General features: G+C 59.0%; 14 protein-coding genes and 4 tRNA genes. 12 read left to right on the top strand and 6 right to left on the bottom strand.

Annotated features, from left to right (window positions below; translation table 11 throughout):
• Nucleotides 1-38: 38 nt before the first annotated feature.
• A complete protein-coding gene (locus BLT89_RS09110) occupies nt 39-374 on the top strand; it encodes a ComEA family DNA-binding protein (RefSeq protein ID WP_090194385.1) in 336 nt (111 codons plus the stop codon).
• Nucleotides 375-476: 102 nt separating this feature from the next.
• Here BLT89_RS09110 and BLT89_RS09105 read toward each other — a convergent pair.
• Together BLT89_RS09105 and BLT89_RS09100 are read right to left on the bottom strand one after the other, a co-directional pair.
• A tRNA-Asn gene (locus BLT89_RS09105) sits at nt 477-552 on the bottom strand.
• A 75-nt stretch (nt 553-627) separates the two neighbouring features.
• Entirely contained in the window at nt 628-1,824 is a 1,197-nt protein-coding gene (locus BLT89_RS09100; protein WP_090194383.1) for an amino acid aminotransferase, read from the bottom strand.
• 352 nt (nt 1,825-2,176) lie between these two features.
• On the opposite strand from BLT89_RS09100, the gene alaS reads away from it, so the two are divergent.
• The 6 genes from alaS to BLT89_RS09070 all read left to right on the top strand — a co-directional run bounded on the left by alaS (nt 2,177) and on the right by BLT89_RS09070 (nt 6,913).
• The gene (gene alaS / locus BLT89_RS09095) at nt 2,177-4,801 is read left to right on the top strand and encodes an alanine--tRNA ligase (RefSeq protein ID WP_090194382.1); all 2,625 of its coding nucleotides are present in this window, start codon (nt 2,177-2,179) and stop codon (nt 4,799-4,801) included.
• 101 nt (nt 4,802-4,902) lie between these two features.
• Nucleotides 4,903-6,141 carry an aspartate kinase gene (locus BLT89_RS09090; protein ID WP_090194380.1) on the top strand — a complete coding sequence of 413 codons (1,239 nt, stop codon included), beginning with the start codon at nt 4,903-4,905 and terminating at the stop codon, nt 6,139-6,141.
• Between the two features lie 171 nt (nt 6,142-6,312).
• On the top strand, nt 6,313-6,498 hold the full coding sequence (gene csrA, locus BLT89_RS09085) for a carbon storage regulator CsrA (RefSeq protein WP_090194379.1): 186 nt from the start codon (nt 6,313-6,315) through the stop codon (nt 6,496-6,498).
• Between the two features lie 61 nt (nt 6,499-6,559).
• Nucleotides 6,560-6,650, top strand: a tRNA-Ser gene (locus BLT89_RS09080).
• Nucleotides 6,651-6,690: 40 nt separating this feature from the next.
• Nucleotides 6,691-6,767: transfer RNA gene (locus BLT89_RS09075), tRNA-Arg, on the top strand.
• Nucleotides 6,768-6,836: 69 nt separating this feature from the next.
• Nucleotides 6,837-6,913 (top strand) — tRNA-Arg (locus BLT89_RS09070).
• A 51-nt stretch (nt 6,914-6,964) separates the two neighbouring features.
• On the opposite strand, the gene BLT89_RS09065 is transcribed toward BLT89_RS09070, so the two are convergent.
• The gene (locus tag BLT89_RS09065) at nt 6,965-7,468 is read right to left on the bottom strand and encodes a DUF4124 domain-containing protein (protein WP_090194376.1); all 504 of its coding nucleotides are present in this window, start codon (nt 7,466-7,468) and stop codon (nt 6,965-6,967) included.
• A gap of 314 nt (nt 7,469-7,782) precedes the next feature.
• On the opposite strand from BLT89_RS09065, the gene mgtE reads away from it, so the two are divergent.
• Both mgtE and BLT89_RS09055 read left to right on the top strand, forming a co-directional pair.
• Entirely contained in the window at nt 7,783-9,225 is a 1,443-nt protein-coding gene (gene mgtE, locus BLT89_RS09060) for a magnesium transporter (RefSeq protein ID WP_090194374.1), read from the top strand.
• Between the two features lie 285 nt (nt 9,226-9,510).
• The gene (locus tag BLT89_RS09055; RefSeq protein WP_090194372.1) at nt 9,511-12,225 is read left to right on the top strand and encodes a bifunctional diguanylate cyclase/phosphodiesterase; all 2,715 of its coding nucleotides are present in this window, start codon (nt 9,511-9,513) and stop codon (nt 12,223-12,225) included.
• Nucleotides 12,226-12,234: 9 nt separating this feature from the next.
• Here BLT89_RS09055 and alaC read toward each other — a convergent pair whose 3' ends face one another.
• The 3 genes from alaC to BLT89_RS09040 all read right to left on the bottom strand — a co-directional run bounded on the left by alaC (nt 12,235) and on the right by BLT89_RS09040 (nt 15,986).
• Nucleotides 12,235-13,473, bottom strand: coding sequence for an alanine transaminase (gene alaC / locus BLT89_RS09050; protein WP_090194370.1), 1,239 nt, complete (start codon nt 13,471-13,473; stop codon nt 12,235-12,237).
• Between the two features lie 335 nt (nt 13,474-13,808).
• On the bottom strand, nt 13,809-14,846 hold the full coding sequence (locus BLT89_RS09045; RefSeq protein WP_090194367.1) for an AraC family transcriptional regulator: 1,038 nt from the start codon (nt 14,844-14,846) through the stop codon (nt 13,809-13,811).
• Nucleotides 14,847-14,852: 6 nt separating this feature from the next.
• The gene (locus BLT89_RS09040; protein ID WP_090194365.1) at nt 14,853-15,986 is read right to left on the bottom strand and encodes a nitrilase-related carbon-nitrogen hydrolase; all 1,134 of its coding nucleotides are present in this window, start codon (nt 15,984-15,986) and stop codon (nt 14,853-14,855) included.
• Between the two features lie 195 nt (nt 15,987-16,181).
• Between BLT89_RS09040 and BLT89_RS09035 the strand changes: the two genes are divergently transcribed.
• The 3 genes from BLT89_RS09035 to BLT89_RS09025 all read left to right on the top strand — a co-directional run bounded on the left by BLT89_RS09035 (nt 16,182) and on the right by BLT89_RS09025 (nt 20,558).
• The gene (locus BLT89_RS09035; protein ID WP_090194363.1) at nt 16,182-18,218 is read left to right on the top strand and encodes an NADPH-dependent 2,4-dienoyl-CoA reductase; all 2,037 of its coding nucleotides are present in this window, start codon (nt 16,182-16,184) and stop codon (nt 18,216-18,218) included.
• Nucleotides 18,219-18,349: 131 nt separating this feature from the next.
• Nucleotides 18,350-18,781 (top strand): nuclear transport factor 2 family protein, encoded by a 432-nt coding sequence (locus BLT89_RS09030; RefSeq protein WP_090194361.1) that lies wholly within the window; start codon nt 18,350-18,352, stop codon nt 18,779-18,781.
• Nucleotides 18,782-19,199: 418 nt separating this feature from the next.
• The gene (locus BLT89_RS09025; RefSeq protein WP_090194359.1) at nt 19,200-20,558 is read left to right on the top strand and encodes a coiled-coil domain-containing protein; all 1,359 of its coding nucleotides are present in this window, start codon (nt 19,200-19,202) and stop codon (nt 20,556-20,558) included.
• The last annotated feature ends 19 nt before the right edge of the window (nt 20,559-20,577 follow it).

The following is a 20,577-nucleotide window of genomic DNA, read 5'->3' as shown; positions in this document are numbered from 1 at the left end:
GAACTGCTGTGCTTTCCCTATGACATGGAGTCTTCATCATGCGTAAATCTGTATTTGCTGGTCTGTTGTTTCCCCTTCTGATTGGTGTTTCTGTTGCAGCTTCTGCTGCCGAGAGCGCCGCCCCTCAAGTTGCCAAATCTGCTGCGGTTCAAGCTGTTCAGGCACCAGCTCAGGTGGTCGTGGTCAATCTGAATACGGCCGATGAACTGACGCTCGAGCGCGAACTGGTGGGAGTTGGTGCGGTCAAGGCCAAGGCTATCGTTGCGCACCGTCAGGCCAATGGTGATTTCACATCTGTGGATGAGCTGCTGGAAGTGAAGGGCATCGGTGCAGCTACACTGGAAAAGAACCGCGCCAAGCTCAGCGTCAACTGAGTTTCATCTGCAGCAGGGATTTCAGTGTTGTTGCCGCTTCTGGCAACTCACGTAAAACCCACTACAAAAAAAGCCCCCGGCAGATGCCGGGGGCTTTGTGTTTGGCTCCGCGACCTGGACTCGAACCAGGGACCCAATGATTAACAGTCATTTGCTCTACCGACTGAGCTATCGCGGAATGACGCTGCAAATCCTAATAAATTGAAAAAAGAAGTCAACCTCGGTGCGCATGCAACACGCCAGTTTTCACGCCTCAGAGGACTTCGACGATCGCCTGGGTCACTGCGTCCAGATTCTGCTCGTTGAGTGCTGCAACGCAGATGCGTCCGGTGTTGACCGCATAGATACCATAATCGTTTTTCAGGCGTTCAACCTGCCCGGCGGATAGCCCGGAGTAAGAAAACATGCCGCGTTGTCTGGTGACAAAGCTGAAATCCCGGGATGCGCCTTTTGCCGCGAGTTTCTCGACAAAGGCCTGACGCATGCCGCGAATGCGCTCGCGCATTTGTGCCAGTTCTTCTTGCCACAGGCTGTTTAGTTCGGGATTGCCCAGCACCGCGCCGACGATACTGGCGCCGTGGGTAGGGGGGTTGGAGTAGTTGGTGCGAATGACGCGCTTGACCTGCGAAAGTACTCGCGCAGCCATCTCGCGCGTTTCGGTAACGATGGACAGCGCACCGACCCGTTCGCCGTAGAGGCTGAACGACTTGGAAAATGAGCTGGAGACAAAGAAGCTCAGTCCGGACTCGGCAAACAGCCGCACTGCCGTGGCGTCTTCCTCGATGCCGTCACCAAAGCCCTGATAGGCGATATCCAGAAACGCGACATGGTTGCGCTCGCGTACCACGTCGAGGACGTCCTGCCAGTCGCTTGCTTCGAGATCCACGCCGGTCGGATTGTGGCAGCAGGCATGCAATACGATGATCGACTGTGCCGGCAGGTTTTTGAGGTCATCAAGCATGCCCTGACGATTCAGACCATGACTTGCTTCATCGTAATAACGATAGTTCTGCACCGGGAATCCGGCCGCTTCAAACAGGGCGCGGTGGTTTTCCCAGCTGGGATCGCTGATTGCAACCACGGCGTTGGGCAGCAGGCGCTTGAGAAAGTCGGCACCTACCTTGAGTGCGCCGGTGCCGCCGAGGGCCTGTGCGGTCACCACGCGGCCTTCGCTCAGGACCGCTGCGTCGTTGCCGAAAAGCAGTTTCTGTACGCACTGGTCGTAGCTGGCAAGACCTTCGATTGGCAAGTAACTGCGGGGTGTCTGTGCCTCGGCGCGGGCTTTTTCTGCAGCTGCAACAGCGCGCAGCAAGGGGATCCGGCCCTGCTCGTTGTAATAGACGCCTACGCCAAGGTTGACCTTGGTTGTGCGCTGATCTGCATTGAAGGCTTCGTTAAGGCCAAGGATCGGATCGCGAGGGGCCATTTCGACAGCAGAAAACAGGCTCATGATGCAGGAACTCGAAAATATAGAAGAAGGGCAGCTGGCGTGAGCAGGTCAGGCTGACGCCGAAGCAATTAACGGCTGGGCATTATATCCAGCCCTTGTGGTCGGGGGCGAGGGTCTGGCGAGAATTTTATCGAACGCCGGTCTGCAAATGACCGGTCAGTTCAGTTGTGAATGTAATGACCGGATAGCCGGCAAAATTTGAAGTCGAAAGGTGCATTCGCGTCCTGTTGATCAAGTCTGCACAGGCAGTTCAGCTGTGTCTGGCATAGAAAGCACTACACGCTTTGGCCGAGGCCTATATAATACGGCCCTTTGCCGGCAATCCACGTCCGTACAAGCCCCGAGAGTTCCCATGAAAAGCGCTGAAATTCGTGAAGCCTTCCTGCAGTTCTTTGAGCAAAAGGGGCATGCCCGTGTGCCTTCAAGTTCGCTGATTCCGGCGAATGATCCGACCCTGCTGTTCACCAACGCCGGGATGAACCAGTTCAAGGACTGTTTTCTTGGTCTGGAAAAGCGTGCCTACACGCGTGCGGTGTCGAGCCAGAAGTGTGTACGTGCAGGCGGCAAGCATAACGATCTGGAAAATGTCGGCTATACCGCGCGCCATCACACCTTTTTTGAAATGCTCGGCAACTTCAGCTTCGGCGATTATTTCAAGCGTGAAGCCATTCATTACGCATGGGAGTTTCTGACTTCGGAGCAGTGGCTGAATCTGCCCAGGGAAAAGCTCTGGGTCACGGTCTATGCCAGTGATGATGAGGCCTACGATATCTGGCACAAGGAAGTCGGGGTTCCGGCCGAGCGCATGATCCGCATCGGTGACAACAAGGGTGCGCCTTACGCTTCGGACAACTTCTGGGCGATGGGCGATACCGGGCCTTGCGGCCCTTGCACGGAAATCTTCTTCGACCATGGCGAGCATATCTGGGGCGGCCCGCCGGGCTCTGCCGAAGAGGATGGTGACCGTTACATCGAGATCTGGAACAACGTGTTCATGCAGTTCAACCGTACGGCCGATGGGGTCATGCACCCGCTGCCGGCGCCGAGTGTGGACACCGGCATGGGCCTTGAGCGAATCAGCGCGGTGTTGCAGCACGTCAACTCGAACTATGAAATCGACCTGTTCCAGAGCCTGCTCAATGCGGCTGCCAGTGCCATCGGTTGTGCCAATGAGGGCCAGGCCTCACTGAAAGTGGTGGCGGACCACATCCGTTCCTGTGGCTTCCTGATTGCCGATGGCGTGACACCGTCCAATGAAGGTCGCGGTTACGTGTTGCGGCGCATCGTCCGCCGGGCCTGCCGTCACGGCAACAAACTGGGTGCCAGGGGCAGTTTCTTCTATCAGATTGTCGCTGCACTAGTCGCCGAGATGGGTGAGGCTTTTCCCGAGTTGCGCCAGCAGCAGGCACAGATCGAACGCGTGCTGAAAACCGAGGAAGAACAGTTTGCCAAGACCCTGGAGCAGGGCTTGCGGATTCTCGAACAGGATCTGACCGAGCTCGAAGGTACGGTGATCCCCGGGGATGTGGTGTTCAAGCTGTATGACACCTTTGGCTTTCCGGTTGACCTGACCGCAGATATTGCCCGCGAGCGGAACCTGACTCTGGATGAAGAGGGCTTCGAGCGCGAGATGCAGGCCCAGCGCGAGCGTGCCCGCTCGGCCAGCACTTTTGCCATGGACTACAACAGCCTGGTCAAGGTGGATGCGGATACTGTTTTTACCGGTTATGCAGGCACTGCAGGCGAGGGCAGGGTGCTTGCGCTGTTCAAGGCCGGCGTTGCGGTCGAGAGTCTGAATGCCGGTGAGGACGGTGTGATCGTGCTGGATCGCACGCCGTTCTACGCCGAGTCAGGCGGTCAGGTAGGTGATTGCGGTTATCTTTATGGTGCCGGCGTACGTTTCGATGTAAGCGATACGACCAAGGCGGGCGGGGCTTTTCTGCATCATGGCAGCGTGACGACTGGCACGATTCGCCCTGGCGATACGCTGCAGGCCCAGGTCGAAGCGGCACAGCGCCAGGCGACTGCACTGAACCATTCGGCCACGCACCTGCTGCACGCAGCCTTGCGCAAGGTGCTGGGCGAGCACGTGCAGCAGAAAGGCTCGCTGGTTGACAGTCAGCGCCTGCGGTTTGACTTCAGTCACTTCGAGGCGGTGAAAGCGGAACAGCTCAAGCTGATCGAAACGCTGGTCAATGCACAGATCCGCAGTAATTCACCGGTGGTCACCGAAGAGACGGACATCGAAACCGCGCGTAACAAGGGTGCCATGGCGCTGTTCGGCGAGAAGTATGGTGACCAGGTGCGCGTTTTGACGATGGGCGATGGCTTTTCTGTCGAGTTGTGTGGCGGCACCCATGCCTCGCGCACCGGCGATATCGGTCTGTTCAAGATTATCAGCGAGAGCGGTGTGGCAGCGGGCGTTCGGCGGATCGAAGGCGTCAGTGCGGCGGGTGCACTGGAGTGGCTGAATGCTGCCGATGATCAGTTGAAGGAAGCTGCAGCGCTTGTCAAGGGTAGTCGTGACAACGTCCTGGACAAGTTGAGCGCATTGCTGGAACGCAACCGCCAGCTGGAAAAGGAACTGGAGCAGGCCAAAGCCAAGGCTGCGAGCGCAGCGGGTAATGATCTGGCCGCTGCTGCCATCGAGATCAAGGGGGTCAAAGTGCTGGCCAGCCGTGTTGACGGACTGGATGGCAAGGCGCTGCTGGCGATGGTGGATCAGCTGAAGAACAAGCTGGGCGATGCACTGATTCTTCTGGGCGGCGTGCAGGAAGACAAGGTTGTGCTGGTGGCGGGCGTCACCCAGTCGTTGACCGGCAAGCTCAAGGCCGGGGACCTGATGCGTCAGGCCGCTGCAGCAGTCGGTGGCAAGGGTGGCGGTCGTCCGGATATGGCGCAAGGCGGCGGCTCGGATACCGGCAAGCTCGACGCGGCGCTGGCCCTGGCTGTCACTTTCGTCGAAAGCACGCTGTAAATTAATCAACGTCAAGGCCTGCAGCGCGTCCGCCAGGCCTTGGCAGTCTGGCCCGATGTGGGTCTAATGGGCGCCCTCCGAGGCATCAGGCGGCTTTTTATATGGCTTTGATCGTACAGAAATTTGGCGGCACTTCAGTGGGTACCGTCGAGCGGATCCAGCAAGTTGCAGCGAAAGTGAAGAAGTTTCGCGAGAACGGTGATGACATCGTGGTCGTGGTTTCGGCCATGAGTGGCGAGACCAATCGCCTGATCGATCTGGCCAACCAGGTGACCGATGGTCAGCCGGTGGGTCGTGAACTGGATGTGATGCTATCCACCGGCGAGCAGGTGACCATCGCCCTGCTTTCCATGGCGTTGATCAAGCTGGGTGTGCCGACGGTTTCCTACACCGGCAGCCAGGTGCGGATTCTGACGGACAGTGCGCACACCAAGGCGCGGATTCTGCAGATAGATGACCAGAAACTGCGCGCCGACCTCAAGGCCGGGCGGGTCGTGGTGGTTGCAGGATTTCAGGGTGTCGACGAGCACGGCAACATCACCACGCTGGGCCGCGGCGGTTCGGATACTACCGGTGTGGCGCTGGCTGCCGCACTCAAGGCCGACGAGTGCCAGATCTATACCGATGTGGATGGCGTGTACACCACGGATCCGCGGGTAGTTCCGCAGGCCCGTCGTCTGGAAAAAATCACCTTCGAGGAGATGCTGGAAATGGCCAGCCTGGGCTCCAAGGTGCTACAGATCCGTTCGGTGGAATTCGCCGGCAAATACAATGTCCCGCTGCGTGTACTGCACAGCTTTCAGGAGGGGCCGGGCACCCTCATTACCCTTGACGAGGAAGAGTCCATGGAGCAGCCAATCATTTCCGGTATAGCCTTTAATCGTGATGAGGCCAAGCTGACGATTCGCGGTGTGCCGGATACGCCTGGCGTGGCATTCAAGATTCTCGGTCCGGTCAGTGCGGCGAATATCGAAGTGGATATGATCGTGCAGAACGTTTCGCACGATAACACCACGGATTTCACCTTTACCGTTCACCGCAATGATTACGCCAATGCCCTGGAAATCCTGCGCGCAACGGCCGAAAACATCGGTGCCCGCGAAGCTGGCGGCGACTTCAATATTGCCAAGGTCTCGATCGTGGGTGTCGGCATGCGTTCGCATGCGGGTGTTGCCAGCCGGATGTTCGAGGCGCTGGCAAAGGAAAACATCAATATCCAGATGATCTCCACCTCGGAAATCAAGGTTTCGGTGGTGATCGAGGAGAAGTATCTGGAACTTGCGGTGCGCGCTCTGCACACAGCCTTTGAACTCGATGCGCCGGACCGTCAGGGCGACTAAGCTGAACATTGGGACGCCGTGCTTCAAACCGCCGGCGGCATGGTTGCAAGCAACTGGCCTGGCGGTTTTGCGGAAACTTGAGGTAAGGGTTCTTTGCTGGACAAGTTGTGCGAACAACCGTCTTATTCAAGGGTGCAGTTACATTGAACTGGAAAACTTGAGGACTAGGGAATGCTAATTCTGACTCGCAGGGTCGGAGAGACCCTGATGGTAGGCGATGAGGTCACCATCACAGTGCTGGGCGTCAAGGGCAATCAGGTGCGCATTGGTGTTAACGCTCCCAAGGATGTAGCAGTGCATCGGGAAGAGATATACCAGCGCATCCAGAAAGAAAAAGATCCGGAACCAACTCCCTAATTTATATCCTGTTTTGGCTTTCCAAGCAGGGCGAACATGGGTATTATGCGCCCCGTGTTGCGGAGAGGTGGCCGAGTGGCCGAAGGCGCTCCCCTGCTAAGGGAGTACACCTCAAAAGGGTGTCGGGGGTTCGAATCCCCCCCTCTCCGCCATTTGCGATATCAGCTTCACGCAGGTCAAAGAGCAAGTACTGCACTCATAGCTCAGCTGGATAGAGTACCCGGCTACGAACCGGGCGGTCGGAGGTTCGAATCCTCCTGAGTGCACCATCTTGAATGAACTGCCCCGTGCAGTTTGTTTGTTGTAGCCAGTGGTGATCTGGTCTAAAACCACCCTGTGCACTCATAGCTCAGCTGGATAGAGTACCCGGCTACGAACCGGGCGGTCGGAGGTTCGAATCCTCCTGAGTGCACCACAATTGCAAAGGGGCGTCTCCGCAAGGGACGCCCCTTTTTTGCTTGCTGCATCAGTGTTTGTTTTTCACGCAGCCATTCTGGTCGAAGTTTATCTTTCGGCGGGTACCGTCATTCGTTGTATAGATGTATTGGGTGTCACCGTTGGCCGTGGATTTTTCATCAGGCTTGCCCAGTGCGCTCTCGACATCCTCCCGGGTCATGCCGGCACGGATTTGCTGGCGGATGATTGCTGTGCGGCGTTGCGCGCCGGTCACGCGGTTGCCGCAGCCGTCCTGTTGCTCGGCGACTATGGTCAAGTCCTTGGCGGGTGTGGATTTTCTGGCTTTCTTTAGTGCGCCTGTAATGCCCGGGGCCATTGTTACGGGTGTGTCCGCACCGGGTGGCAGGTTGTCTGCAGACTGGATGTCCAGCTGCTGGTCTGCAGGGCAGCCCTGTTGGGTGTAAGTGATGTGCCCGCGGCTGTCCTCGCAACGGAAAACGCTGGCGGCTTGCAGCGGGGCAGCGACTGACAGCAACAAAAGGGTGCAACAGGTTAGTCCATTGATTGGGTGCATTCTGGCGTCCTCCCTGACGTCTGATTTCCAGCTTAGACGGCAGGGTGATCAATGCAAGATGCGTATTTCACGCCGTTGGACCAGATAGCGTAATGCTCTAGACAGCCACTCAGGATTGACTTGCAACTGATTGTTCTGCGGTAATTTTGTACAGCACCCGGCCTTGCTGCAGTGTTATTATTCAGCAATCCGCCCCTTCGGGGCTCATGGACCCCGCCCATGGACTTACCCAGTAGAAATTTCAAACCTTTGTGCAATCGCGTTCTGACTGATTGACCCTCGCTGCGTGCGCCGCAACCGGGGTGGAGCACGCCATGACTGAAACAGAAGCAAAAAAGCCGCAAGAAAGTTTGCAGGATCGCCTCGCGCAGGTGATTGACCTGCTAGATCGTCATCGTCTGGTGGAAAACCTGACGCACCGTCAGGAAGGGCCACACCAGGAACTGGTCGAGAACCTGGTGCACCGGCAAAACATCTCCGAATTGCAACGCAAGCTGGACGAGCTGCATCCGGCAGATATTGCCCACATTCTGGAGGCCTTGCCTCTGGACGATCGCCTTACGGTCTGGAAGCTGGTCAAGGCGGAACAGGATGGCGACATCCTGCTCGAAGTGTCCGATGCGGTGCGCGAAACACTGCTGGCCGACATGGATGATGAGGAGATCTTTGCCGCAGCCAGGGAAATGGATGCCGATGAGCTGGCGGATCTTGCCCAGGAATTACCCAGAGATGTGGTTCATGAGCTGATCGAAGGCCTCGATGTTCAATATCGGGAACGCTTGCGTTCGGCGCTTTCCTATGACGAGGAGCAAGTCGGCGCACTGATGGACTTCGAGATGGTGACCATCCGTGAGGACGTCAGTCTTGAAGTGGTTTTGCGCTATTTGCGCCGGCTCAAGGAGTTGCCAGGGCATACCGACAAGTTGTTCGTGGTCGATTACGACGGGGTGCTCAAGGGTATTTTGCCGATCAAGCGGCTGCTGGTAAGTGATCCGGACAAACAGGTAGCCGAGGTTATGGTGACCGATCCGGTCATTTTTCACCCTGATGAGGAAGCCAATGAGGCTGCGCAGGCTTTCGAGCGCTACGACCTGGTTTCGGCCCCGGTAGTTGATGCTAATGGCAAGCTGATCGGGCGCCTGACCATTGATGAAATGGTAGACCTGATTCGCGAAGAGACCGAAACCGAAGTACTCAACATGGCCGGTCTGAAAGAAGAAGAGGATATTTTTGCCTCGGTCTGGAAATCCCTGCGCAACCGCTGGTCCTGGCTGGCCATCAACCTGATTACCGCCTTTCTCGCGTCCAGGGTGATTGGTCTGTTCGATGACTCGATAGAAAAACTGGTCGCGCTGGCCGCCCTGATGCCGATTGTTGCGGGCATTGGCGGCAATTCCGGTAACCAGACCATTACCATGATTGTGCGGGCCATGGCGCTGGATCAGGTGGTGACCGCCAATACCTCACGGCTGATTCGCAAAGAACTCGGTGTGGCGCTGATCAATGGCCTGGTCTGGGGCGGGGTGATCGGTGGCGTGGCCTTCTGGCTCTATGACAATCCGGCGCTGGGGCTGGTCATGACCCTGGCCATGACGCTGAATCTGTTGCTGGCGGCGCTGATGGGGGTATTGATTCCGATGACGCTGATGCGTCTGGGGCGGGATCCGGCGATGGGCGCCAGCGTGATGATTACCGCAGTAACCGATAGTGGCGGATTCTTCATTTTCCTGGGAATGGCGACGCTGTTTCTGCTGTAGCAGAAAGCACAGTAAGCGGGGGGAGGCGCTCAGACTTCTTGGCGGTTTGAGTTGTTGCCGCACCCGCTACCTGGCGGGTTGCCTTGCCTGTCGCTGAAACCCGGCCTTTAGGCGTATTCTGGTAAACAGTTGGCGTTTGCCCGATCGGGCGTTGCTATACTCTTGCTGCGAATATTCGAGAGTTTCCTGTCTCCCAACTTCTGGCATTTACTATTGTCCCGATCTGAATCGAAACTACTGCTGAAGCCTTCCGCGCCTGTGGTCCGGCTTGGTATCAGAGCAAAGATGCTCACGCTGGTGGCTGTGGGTTTTCTGCTATTGCTGGTCCTGCAGTGGTTGCTGTTCAGTCAGCTGGTCATGCCCCAGGTAGAAAGTCTGGAAACCAAGCGGGTCGAGCAGGAACTGGTGCGTGTGCAGCAGGGCCTGGTTGCCAAAGAAGGCAACCTGGCACGGATCGTTTCCGACTGGGCTGCCTGGGATGAGCTGGCAGCTTTTGTCAGTGACCCGCAAGTCGAGTCTGCCCAGCAATTCCTCGGCAAGAATCCCGTGGTTTCCCTGGAGCGACTGCAGGTCAACGGACTGCTGGTCACCGATCTGCAAGCCAAGCCCCTGATTGTCAGCGGTTTCGAGTTTCAGGTAGACCAGTCCTGGCAACCGGTTGAATGGGCGCGGCAACAGATTGCTTCCGAACAGCAAGCCTTCAGCAGCGATGCTGCAGCGCATTTTTCCGGTTTTCTCAAGGCGCCGAGCAATCAATTGCTGCAGGTGGCGGCCTACCCGATTCTTGACTCCAACGGTAACGGGCCGAGCCATGGCGTACTGGCCATGATGCGGCTGGTCGATGACAAGTTCATGCAGGCGCTCGAGGCTTCCACCCAGTTGAAGTTGCAACTGCGGGTCATCGCTAAGGATGCCTCTGCGGAGCTGTTGAGCATTGCTGCTGATGCACTGCAAGACCCGCGCGGAGTATTGGTCAGGCAGGTTGATGAGGGCAACGTCCAGGGTTATCTGGTCCTGAAAAATATGAGTGCTGAACCGATAGCGGTAATCGAGCTGGTCGGTGGCTCTTTCTTTTTGCAGCAGGGCCTGGAAGCCTTCCAGTTTTTCCTGGTGCTGACGCTGCTGGCCATGCTGGTACTGTTGCTGATTATCAGCATGTCCCAGTCACGGGTACTTTCCCGATTGCTGCAGGTCACCAGCCGGGTGGATACCATCAGCCGCAGTCATGACTTGTCGCTGCGCATCGAATTGCCCCAGGGCAATGACGAAATTGTCGACCTGGCCGAGTCGGTCAACCGCTTTCTTGATACCCGCCGCGAAATGGCCCTTGAGCTGGGCGCCAGCGAGGAACGTTTTCTCCAGTTGACCAACACCGCGCCGGTGTTCATCTGGATGACCAACATGGACGGTGATTTCACCTGGTTCAATGACGAAATGCTGCGCTTTGTCGGGCTGGAGCGTGACGAGTTCGAGATATTCCATGTGGCGCAGCTGATTGCCTCCCAGGACACGGCTCTTTACGAGAAAGTGGTTGAGCGCGCCCGTGATTCGCAAAAAGGTTTCCAGCTGGAGTTGCGCATTCGCCGGCACGATGGCGAGTTCCGCTGGATACTCCTGCGCGCATCGCCGATGTTCTCTCAGGACCAGCAGATGATCGGCTACGCCGGAATCGGCGTGGATATCAGCGAGCGCAAGCAGATGGAGGCCAAGGTCAAGTTCATGGCCCACTACGATGCCCTAACCGAACTGCCCAATCGCGCCCAGCTGACCGAGCGCTTGTCCCGCGCGATCTTTGACGCGCACTTCAACGGCACGCTGGTCGCGGTACTCTTTATTGACCTTGACCGCTTCAAGAACATCAACGATACCCTCGGCCATCAGGTCGGTGACTGGCTGTTGCAGGCGGTTTCCCAGCGTCTGCAGCACAATCTGCGCTCCGGCGACATGGTCGCCCGCCTGGGGGGCGACGAGTTTGTCCTGGTGCTCTCCGGCCTGCAAAGTCAGGAACATATGCTGCCGCTGGTGATCAAGATCCAGCAGACACTCTCGCAGCCATATTTCCTCTCGGGTCACCAGTTGCAGGTTACCCCGAGCATCGGCATCAGCATGTATCCCAAGGACAGCCTGAGTATCCATGACCTGTTGCGGCATGCGGATACCGCCATGTATTCGGTCAAGACCAGTGGTCGCAATGGCTATTCGTTCTATGACGCCAGCATGGATGCGACTACCAAGGAACGGCTGCAGCTCGAATCCACCATACGTAATGGCCTGGATCACAAGAAGTTCTTTCTTGAGTATCAGCCGCAGGTCAGTGGTAATGACCGGAAGATATTCGGTGTCGAGGCGCTGGTACGGCTGAAGGGTAAAGACGGGTTGATTCCCCCGGACACTTTTATACCTGTGGCAGAAGAGACCGGACAGATTCTCGAGCTGGGCGAGTGGGTCCTGCGCGAAGCCTGCATGCAGGCCAAGACCTGGCAGGACAAGGGCTATAAGCCGGTGGTGATGGCGGTGAACATATCCGCCGTGCAATTGCAGCGTGTCGATATGGTGGCGTTGGTCAGTTCGGTTCTGCGCGAGACGGGCCTGCAAGCGCACTTTCTCGAACTGGAGATTACCGAGCGGGTGATCATGGGTGACTCGGCCGAGCTGATCGATACCCTCGAAGCACTGCGCACCCTTGGCGTGCGATTGGCGCTGGATGACTTCGGTACCGGTTACTCGAGCCTTTCCTATCTGAAGTCGTTCCCGTTCGATGTGCTGAAGATTGACCGCTCGTTTGTGCAGGGCATCAATACCAGCCCCGGCGATCTGGCGATCACCGAAGCAGTGATCGCGCTGGGCCGCAGCATGAAGCTGGAAGTGCTGGCAGAGGGCGTGGAAACGCCGGATCACGTGCGCATTTTGCTGGAGAAGGGCTGCTCGCACATGCAGGGCTACAACTTCTCCCGTTCGCTGAGTCCGGCCGAGCTGGACACATGGCTCATGCCGGACTGAAGCCTGCAATTACAGGCTGTCTGGTGCTCGCGGGATGGCCGCGGCCTGCAACAGGCCGTCGGCCCGAAACATCTGCTTGATGCCGCGGATTGCCTGACGGATGCGGTCCTGATTTTCGATCAGGGCAAAGCGTACGTGGTCATCGCCGTAGTCACCAAAGCCCACGCCCGGTGAAACACAGACTCTGGCTTCGGCCAGCAGCTTCTTGGCGAATTCCAGCGAGCCGAGTGCCGCATAAGCCGGCGGAATCTTGGCCCAGATGTACATGGAGGCCTTGGGGTTTTCCACCATCCAGCCGAGTTCGTGCAGGCCTTTGACCAGCACATTGCGCCGTTGCCGGTATTGCTGGGCGATATCGCGGACGCACTGTTGGTCGCCTTCCAGCGCGGCAATTGCCGCGACCTGCAGCGGGGTAAAGGTGCCGTAGTCGTGGTAGCTCTTGATGCGCCCCAGAGCATTGACCAGCTCGGCGTTACCGACCATGAAGCCAATGCGCCAGCCAGCCATGTTGTAGCTTTTCGACAGGGTGAAAAACTCCACCGCAATATCCTTGGCGCCTTCGATCTGCATGATCGAGGGTGCCTTCCAGCCGTCGTAGACGATGTCGGCATAGGCCAGGTCGTGCACCACCAGTACATCGTATTGCTTGGCCAGAGCCACCACCCGGGCAAAGAAATCCAGTTCGACACACTGTGCGGTCGGGTTGGACGGGAAGCCGAGAATCATCATCTTCGGCTTGGGAATGCTTTCACGAATCGCCCGCTCCAGTTCGGCAAAGAAGTCCACGCCGGGCACCAGTGGTACCGAGCGCACCTGGGCACCGGCAATCACCGCGCCGTAGATATGGATCGGGTAACTGGGGTTGGGCACCAGCACCGTATCGCCCTGGTCCAGGGTGGCCAGCATCAGGTGCGCCAGGCCTTCCTTGGAGCCGATGGTGACTATCGCTTCGCGCTCGGGATCGATATCCACGGCATAGCGCTCGTGGTACCAGTTGGCGATCGCCCGGCGCAGGCGTGGAATGCCTCTGGATGTCGAATAGCCGTGGGTATCTTCACGCCGGGCGACGGTGCACAGTTTTTCCACGATGTGCGGCGGCGTCGGGCCGTCGGGGTTGCCCATGCTCAGGTCGATGATGTCCTCGCCGCGACGGCGGGCGGCCATCTTCAGCTCGGCGGTGATGTTGAAAACGTAAGGGGGCAGGCGATCGATGCGCGCAAAGCGGCGCGGCGGACGGGAGTCAGTCATTGTTATCTCGCAAACGTAAGCGCCCGGAACCGTCCGAGCGACGCTGGCCACGGCAGCGGCCATGTCGGCAAGATAATCCCCGGCTGCCACGGCTGTCGAGTGGTAAAACTGCAAAATACGGCAGGCTGCTGCCGGTTTTCAGCTCATTCACATGTTTGTCATGCAACCTTTCTAGATTGTTCGGGTCAGTGCATGAAATGCACCAATTCAGAGAGACAGAGTTATGGATGAGTATCAGGAAGAGTTGCTGGAAGCGCGTGCCGGGGAGCTGGATGCACCCGAGTTGCAGGATGATGCCGCCGAGCTGTAAGCGCGCAGAAAACTGTCTGCGTTTTCTAAACGGCCTGGCGCCGGCTGCGGCGGAATTCCCCCGGCGTGCTGCCGCTCCAGCGCTTGAATGCACGCTGGAAGGCTTCGGCGGAGGCAAACCCGAGCAGGTAGGCGATCTCGCCGAAACTGAGTTCGGTGTCGCGGATATAGGCCATGGCCAGATCGTGGCGCGTATCGTTGAGTATCGCCCGGTATTGCGTGCCTTCTTCAGCCAGCTTGCGGCGCAGGGTCCAGGTCGGCAGTTGCAGACGCCGGGCAATGTCTTCGAGATCCGGTTCCCGGCCATGCAGTAACGGGCCGAGCATCAGGATGATGCGCTCCTTCAGGCTGTGGGTGCGCGTCAGTTGCTCCAGCTCACGCTCGCACACCTGCAGCAGTTCTCGCCAGCTATGCGGAACGTGTTCGGCACCCTTCAGCGCGAGTGTGGCATTCGACAGCCGCAGTTGATTGCAAGCGGCCGAGAACTCCACCGGACAGCCGAACAACTCGCTGTAGCGCTCGGCATAAGCCGGAGCCGGGAACTCGATTTCGACCTTCTCCAGCACCAGTGTTTGCCCGCACAGGTGACCGAGCTGGGCATGCCAGCCGGCCAGCACCGAGTCCACCACAAAGCGGTTGTAGGCGTTGTAGGGGCTGATCGAGTAGAAGCGCAGCCAGGCACCCCTGGCGTCTTCATGAAAACTCGACTGGCCGCGATAGTTGCGGGCATAGAGCAGCTCGAAGCGGGTCACGGCACGAGCCGCTTCGCGTACGTTGGGTGCCTGGGCTGCGGTTATGCCGGTAAGGCCGAAGTCCGCGAAACGTGCCTGGCGGCCCATCTGCAGGCCGAGTGCAGGATCGCCGGTCAGCTGGATGGCCGCATGCCCGAGGCGCATGTAGCGCGGAATGGATAACCGTCCGCGGGGTTCGGCCAGACGTTCGCTGTCCAGCCCGTAATGTTGCAGCAGTGGCTGCGGGTCCTGATCATGGCTGCGCACTGCAGCGGCCAGGCTGTGAATCGAGCCGACCGTCAGGTCACCCAGACGAATCCGTTGCGGTTTCATCGGCGCTTACTCAAGCCACAGATTGATCAGGCGGGCGCCCCGGTCATCCGGCGCAAGGGCGTGGCCAGCCGGGTTCGCGACCAGACTGTGTCCATCGCTGCCCATGTCCCATAACTGTCCGCGCATGAACACGGTAATTCCGGCACGGGCGCCGCTCTGCCCGATTCTTCCGGCCATCGCCAGACGCTGCCAGGCCTCACCTTCACTCAGTTCGCCGGCCTTGATTTGTACATCGGCCGGTGTTGCAGCGCCGTTGTAGCCGCCCCAGGGCTTGTCCCAGCTGCCATTGCCGGTAAGAAAGGCCGGCACTGCGAGCAGATCGACCTGGCCATCAGCGAGGGCCTGATAATTCTGCGGGAACCAGCTGTCGGCGCAGACCAGTACCCCCAGCCGACCTGCCGGGGTGTTGACCACGCTCAGTTGCTCGGCGCCGGCGGCAGCGGTGAAACCCTGCTCGTCGATGATCGGCACCACCTTGCGTTGCGGTTGGCCGATTGGCTGGCCATCGCTGCCAAAGACCTGGCTGACGTTAAACAGCGGGCCATCGCCAGCCAGCAGCCGGCCATCCTCGACCCGCGGCTCGGGTAGCACGATCGAGCCGGCCACCAGGGTAATGCCATATTCGCTGGCCAGGCCGCCGAACAGCGTCTGGTAGTCATGGGCCATCTGTTCGGCTTTCATGCGGAACAGGGCATCGGCCAGGCGATCCTGCCCCTTGGCCGCGAACAGGGCCTTGAGTACCTGCAGCGGGTTGCTGGCAGCCAGCCAGGCCATGGCTTCGCTGACACTGGATGCCGTGTAGACCTGGTTCTTCTCGCCGCTGGCAACCAGCCAGGTGCCGATATGCTCGGGAAAAACCACTATGGTCTTGTCGTTGAGCAGGCCGTCGCGGCGTGCCTGCTCCAGATAGGCGGCGAGCTTGCGGCGCAGCAGTAGCGGGCTGCGGTAATCATTGGGGAACAGTTCCGGCTGGATGCCCAGCAGATTGCCATGCTCACCCGGAGTGCCCTGGTTCAGTGCGATTTCGCTGCGCAGGTCGGAAAGAAACATTCCTGCGGGACGATATTGGGTCCAGGCGGCATAACCCGCCACTATTCCGGCAAGCAGAATGGCCAGCAGATACTTCAGGGCTTTGCGCATGACGAGTGATTCCCGGAAACCTGTGGTCAGGTTAGGGGAGTGTGCCGGGCTTGCCAAGCCTTGCTGTCAATTATGATCAATAACTTGTAACTTTGAGGCATTGAGGCTGCTTGTTTTGCTGCTTATTGTCTGTTGCCTCAAGCTGCACCCGATTTTCTGTCCAGCTGCTTTAGCACCTTGCCATGGAGCCTACTGATGACCCACGCACTCTATCCGCACCTGCTTGCCCCGCTTGATCTGGGTTTCACTACCCTGCGTAACCGTACCCTGATGGGTTCCATGCACACCGGTCTGGAAGAAAAGCCGCAGGGCTTCGAGCGCATGGCGGCCTATTTTGCCGAACGGGCACGCGGCGGTGTCGGCCTGATCGTCACCGGCGGCATCGGCCCGAATGCCGAAGGCGGGGTGTACTCCGGCGCTGCCAAGCTGACTACGCCGGAAGAGGCGGAAAAGCACAAGATCGTGACGCAGGCCGTGCACGAGGCCGGTGGCAAGATCTGCATGCAGATCCTGCATGCCGGTCGTTATGCGTATAGCCCCAAATCGGTGGCACCGAGTGCCATTCAGGCACCAATCAATCCGTTCAAGCCCCACGAGCTGGACGAAGAGGGCATCGAGAAGCAGATCCAGGACTTCGTCACCTGTTCGACGCTGGCCCAGCAGGCCGGCTATGACGGCGTCGAGATCATGGGTTCTGAAGGTTACTTCATCAACCAGTTCCTTGCCGCGCACACCAACCAGCGTACCGACCGCTGGGGCGGCAGCTACGAAAACCGCATGCGTCTGGCCATCGAGATCGTCAGCCGTGTACGTCAGGCGGTCGGCCCGAATTTCATCATCATCTACCGCCTGTCGATGCTCGACCTGATCGAGGGCGGCAGCAACTGGGACGAGATCGTGCTGCTGGCCAAGGCCATCGAGAAAGCCGGTGCGACCCTGATCAATACCGGTATCGGCTGGCACGAAGCACGTATCCCGACCATCGCCACCAAGGTGCCGCGTGCGGCCTTCACCAAGGTCACCGCCAAGCTGAAAGGCGAGGTGAAGATTCCGCTGATCACCACCAACCGCATCAATACCCCGGAAGTTGCCGAACAGGTGCTGGCCGAGGGCGACGCCGACATGGTCTCCATGGCGCGGCCGTTCCTCGCCGATCCGGAGTTCGTCAACAAGGCCGAAGCCGGCCGCGCTGACGAGATCAATACCTGCATCGGCTGCAACCAGGCCTGCCTCGATCACACCTTCGGCGGCAAGCTGACCAGCTGTCTGGTCAACCCGCGGGCCTGCCACGAGACCGAGCTGAACTACATCCCCACTACCCGGGTGAAGAAGATCGCCGTGGTCGGCGCCGGTCCGGCGGGCCTGTCGGCGGCCACCGTGGCAGCCGAGCGTGGCCACAGCGTGACCCTGTTCGATTCGGCCAGTGAAATCGGTGGCCAGTTCAATGTGGCCAAACGCATACCGGGCAAGGAAGAGTTTTTCGAAACCCTGCGTTATTTCAAGCACAAGCTGGAAAGCACCGGAGTCGAGTTGCGCCTGAGCACCCGCGTGAACGCCGAGGAGCTGGTCAAGGGCGGCTTTGATGAAGTCATCCTGGCCACCGGCATTGTGCCGCGCACGCCCGGCATTCCCGGGGTGGAACATCCCAAGGTGATCGGCTATCTGGATGCCATACTGCAGCGCAAGCCGGTCGGCCAGACGGTGGCAGTGATCGGCGCCGGTGGTATCGGCTTCGATGTATCGGAGTTCATCACCCATCAGGGCGAAGCCACCAGCCTCAACCGTGAAGCCTTCTGGAAGGAATGGGGCATCGACACGGCGTTGAATGCCCGCGGTGGTGTCGCCGGGGTCAAGGCCGAAGTGCATCCGGCCGCGCGTCAGGTATTCCTGCTGCAGCGCAAGAAGAGCAAGGTCGGTGACGGCCTGGGCAAGACTACCGGCTGGATTCACCGTACCGGCCTGAAAAACAAGAATGTGCAGATGCTCAACAGTGTCGAGTATCTGAACATTGATGATGCCGGCCTGCATATCCGCATCGGCGAAGGCGAGCCACAGGTACTGGCGGTGAATACCGTGATCCTCTGTGCCGGCCAGGACCCGTTGCGCGAATTGCAGGACGGGCTGGAAGCAGCTGGGCAGAAGGTGCATCTGATCGGTGGTGCGGATGTCGCCAGCGAACTGGATGCCAAGCGTGCCATCGATCAGGGTTCGCGCCTGGCGGCGGCGCTGTAAAGACCGCTTGGGTAGGGTGGGCTTCAGCCCACCATGACATTGTTTAGGTGGTGGTGGGCTGAAGCCCACCCTACGGACCCCTGGCCCGCCAGCCACAACAGCATCACGCATCCAGGACACAGCCATTGCAAATGACCACTCCAGCACTTCAACCCGCAGCCGCGGCAACCCTTGCCCAGTGGCATGCGCTGGTCACCCAGCAGAATCTGGACAGCTTGCCGGACTTGCTGCATCCGCAGGCGGTATTCCGCTCTCCCATGGCCTACAAGCCCTACAACGGTGCGCCACTGGTTTCACTGATCCTGAATACCGTGCTCAAGGTGTTCGAGGACTTCACCTATCACCGCGAACTGGCGACTGCCGATGGCCTGAATGTGGTGCTGGAGTTCAGTGCCACGGTTTCCGGGCGCGAACTCAAGGGGATCGACATGATCCGCTTCGACGAATCGGGCAAGATTGTCGAATTCGAGGTGATGATCCGCCCCATGAGCGGTTTGCAGGCGCTGGGCGAGGAAATGGGCCGGCGGCTTGCCCCCTTGCTGGCTGCCAAACAGGTCAATTAGTGCCGCGCTAGCTTGGTGCAAGTCAGTCTGTTTCGGCGTCCCGGGCGCCGGAACGGCGTTGCCGCTGCTGGTCATGGCCCGGTATGGCCTGGTCCCGGCGCCTCGGCCAGCCGATCCCGGACTCGAGTTAACCAGCTAACCCTGCAGGCCACCAGCCTACGATCGCGTCACAGTTCTCGGCTGTGGCGCGACGTCTTTCTGACGCTGGCCGATCGAGTGCCAACCGGATCACATTGCTGACCGGGCGTTTTCCCCTAAACTGGGCTGAATATGTCCTTGCTGGCTGCTGGATGAACATGCAGGCTGGCTGGGCGCACTGTTCAGATTCAGGCGAATAATCTTTCCGGAAGCGCTAACTATCTGAAATTCAAGGAATGTTGTTGACCGCTCGGCAGTTTGTTGAAGTCAGGAGTTGCGCATGAGCATGCAGAACAAGCCGCAGATGGTCGAAGCCGTGATGTTTTTCACTGGCGGCGAAGTCAACAAGGCAATGTTTTTTCCTGAGTTCGAGGCCCTGCTCGATGGTCTGGTCGGCTTGCCGGAGTTTGCCGACCAGCAGGTCAAGGCGGCTTATCTGCTGATCAATCCGCGTCTGCTGATTCGCTCGGCGGTGTTTTTCTATATCGACTTCGACGAGCAGGGCAATGCCGACACCGGCTGGAACATGCCGTTGCGCCATCTTGCCGAACGTGCCGGGCGCGGTCCGGATCTGGGAGCGGGGCCGATTCGCCTGGCTTGCCGCAGCCAGTGCCCGGTGTCCTGGCACCAGATGCACATGTGGGATCCTGATCTGGCTCCCGGGCATAACGAACTGACGATCTTGCGTGAGGCGGTCAAGGCCAACCGGCTGGGTATTCTGGTCGAGGAAGACCGGCCCCCGGTCGAACTTGATCGCCTGCAGATGGCCCGTGAGGAGAAATGGCATGCGCCTCCCGATCCGGGTGCTGAACTGAGCAGGCTGCAGGCGGAAAAGGAAGAGCATGAGCACCGGGTGAAAACCGCGCAGCTGATCAAACAGTTGCGCCTGCGCATTGTCAGCATGACCCAGCAGCACGATGACGAAGTGGCCAAGCTGAAACTGGCGGCCGAGCAACAGAGCAAGCAGCTCAAGGCCAGCATCCAGGAGTTGCAGCAGGCGTTGCAGCAGAAGGACAAGCTCAACCTCAATCTGAAGGCGGATCTGAGCGGCCAGGCGGCCAGCCTGAGCAATGTCCGCGAAGAAATGACCCGCCAGCTGAAGGCGGCCGAGCAGCACGCCAAGGCGTCGGCTGAACTGCTGCGCACCCAGTACGAGATGGAGATGCAGGCCCAGGTTGCGGCTGCCGTGGTCGACTACAAGGAGCAGATTGCCATCCGCGATGTCGAGCTGGCCTACCACAGTGAAACCGATGGTCAGCTGCAGCAGGAAATTACCCGGCTCAAGGCCGAGCGCGAGCAGCTGGTCAGCCAGGGTGGCGACCAGATTCTGCAGCGGCTGTCCAAGCTCGGCGTGGTGTTCGTGGTGTATCACCCCGGAGCCGGCCACCTGACTATCCCGCTGCAGGATGTCGGGCGTTATCAGGATGGCCCGATGTCCTATGTGGCGGCCAAATGCTTTGTTTCCGAGGAGCAATACAGCAGCTGGCTGGCACATTATCAACAGCCCAGCTGCGAGGCATTGTTACCGAATGGCGAGCGCTGTGCGATGCCGATTGACCGGGTCGATACACCGAGCCGCTTCGTTGCCGACGAGTCCAACTGCTGTGCCCGGCATAAGGCGAGCAAGCGCAAGCGCTGAGCCGGCCAACCCTCCACTG

The sequence above is a fragment of the Pseudomonas pohangensis genome (genome assembly GCF_900105995.1).
GTDB lineage: Bacteria > Pseudomonadota > Gammaproteobacteria > Pseudomonadales > Pseudomonadaceae > Aquipseudomonas > Aquipseudomonas pohangensis.
Note: the sequence above shows the minus strand (reverse complement) of the source record. Positions and strands in the feature narration are given on the sequence as shown.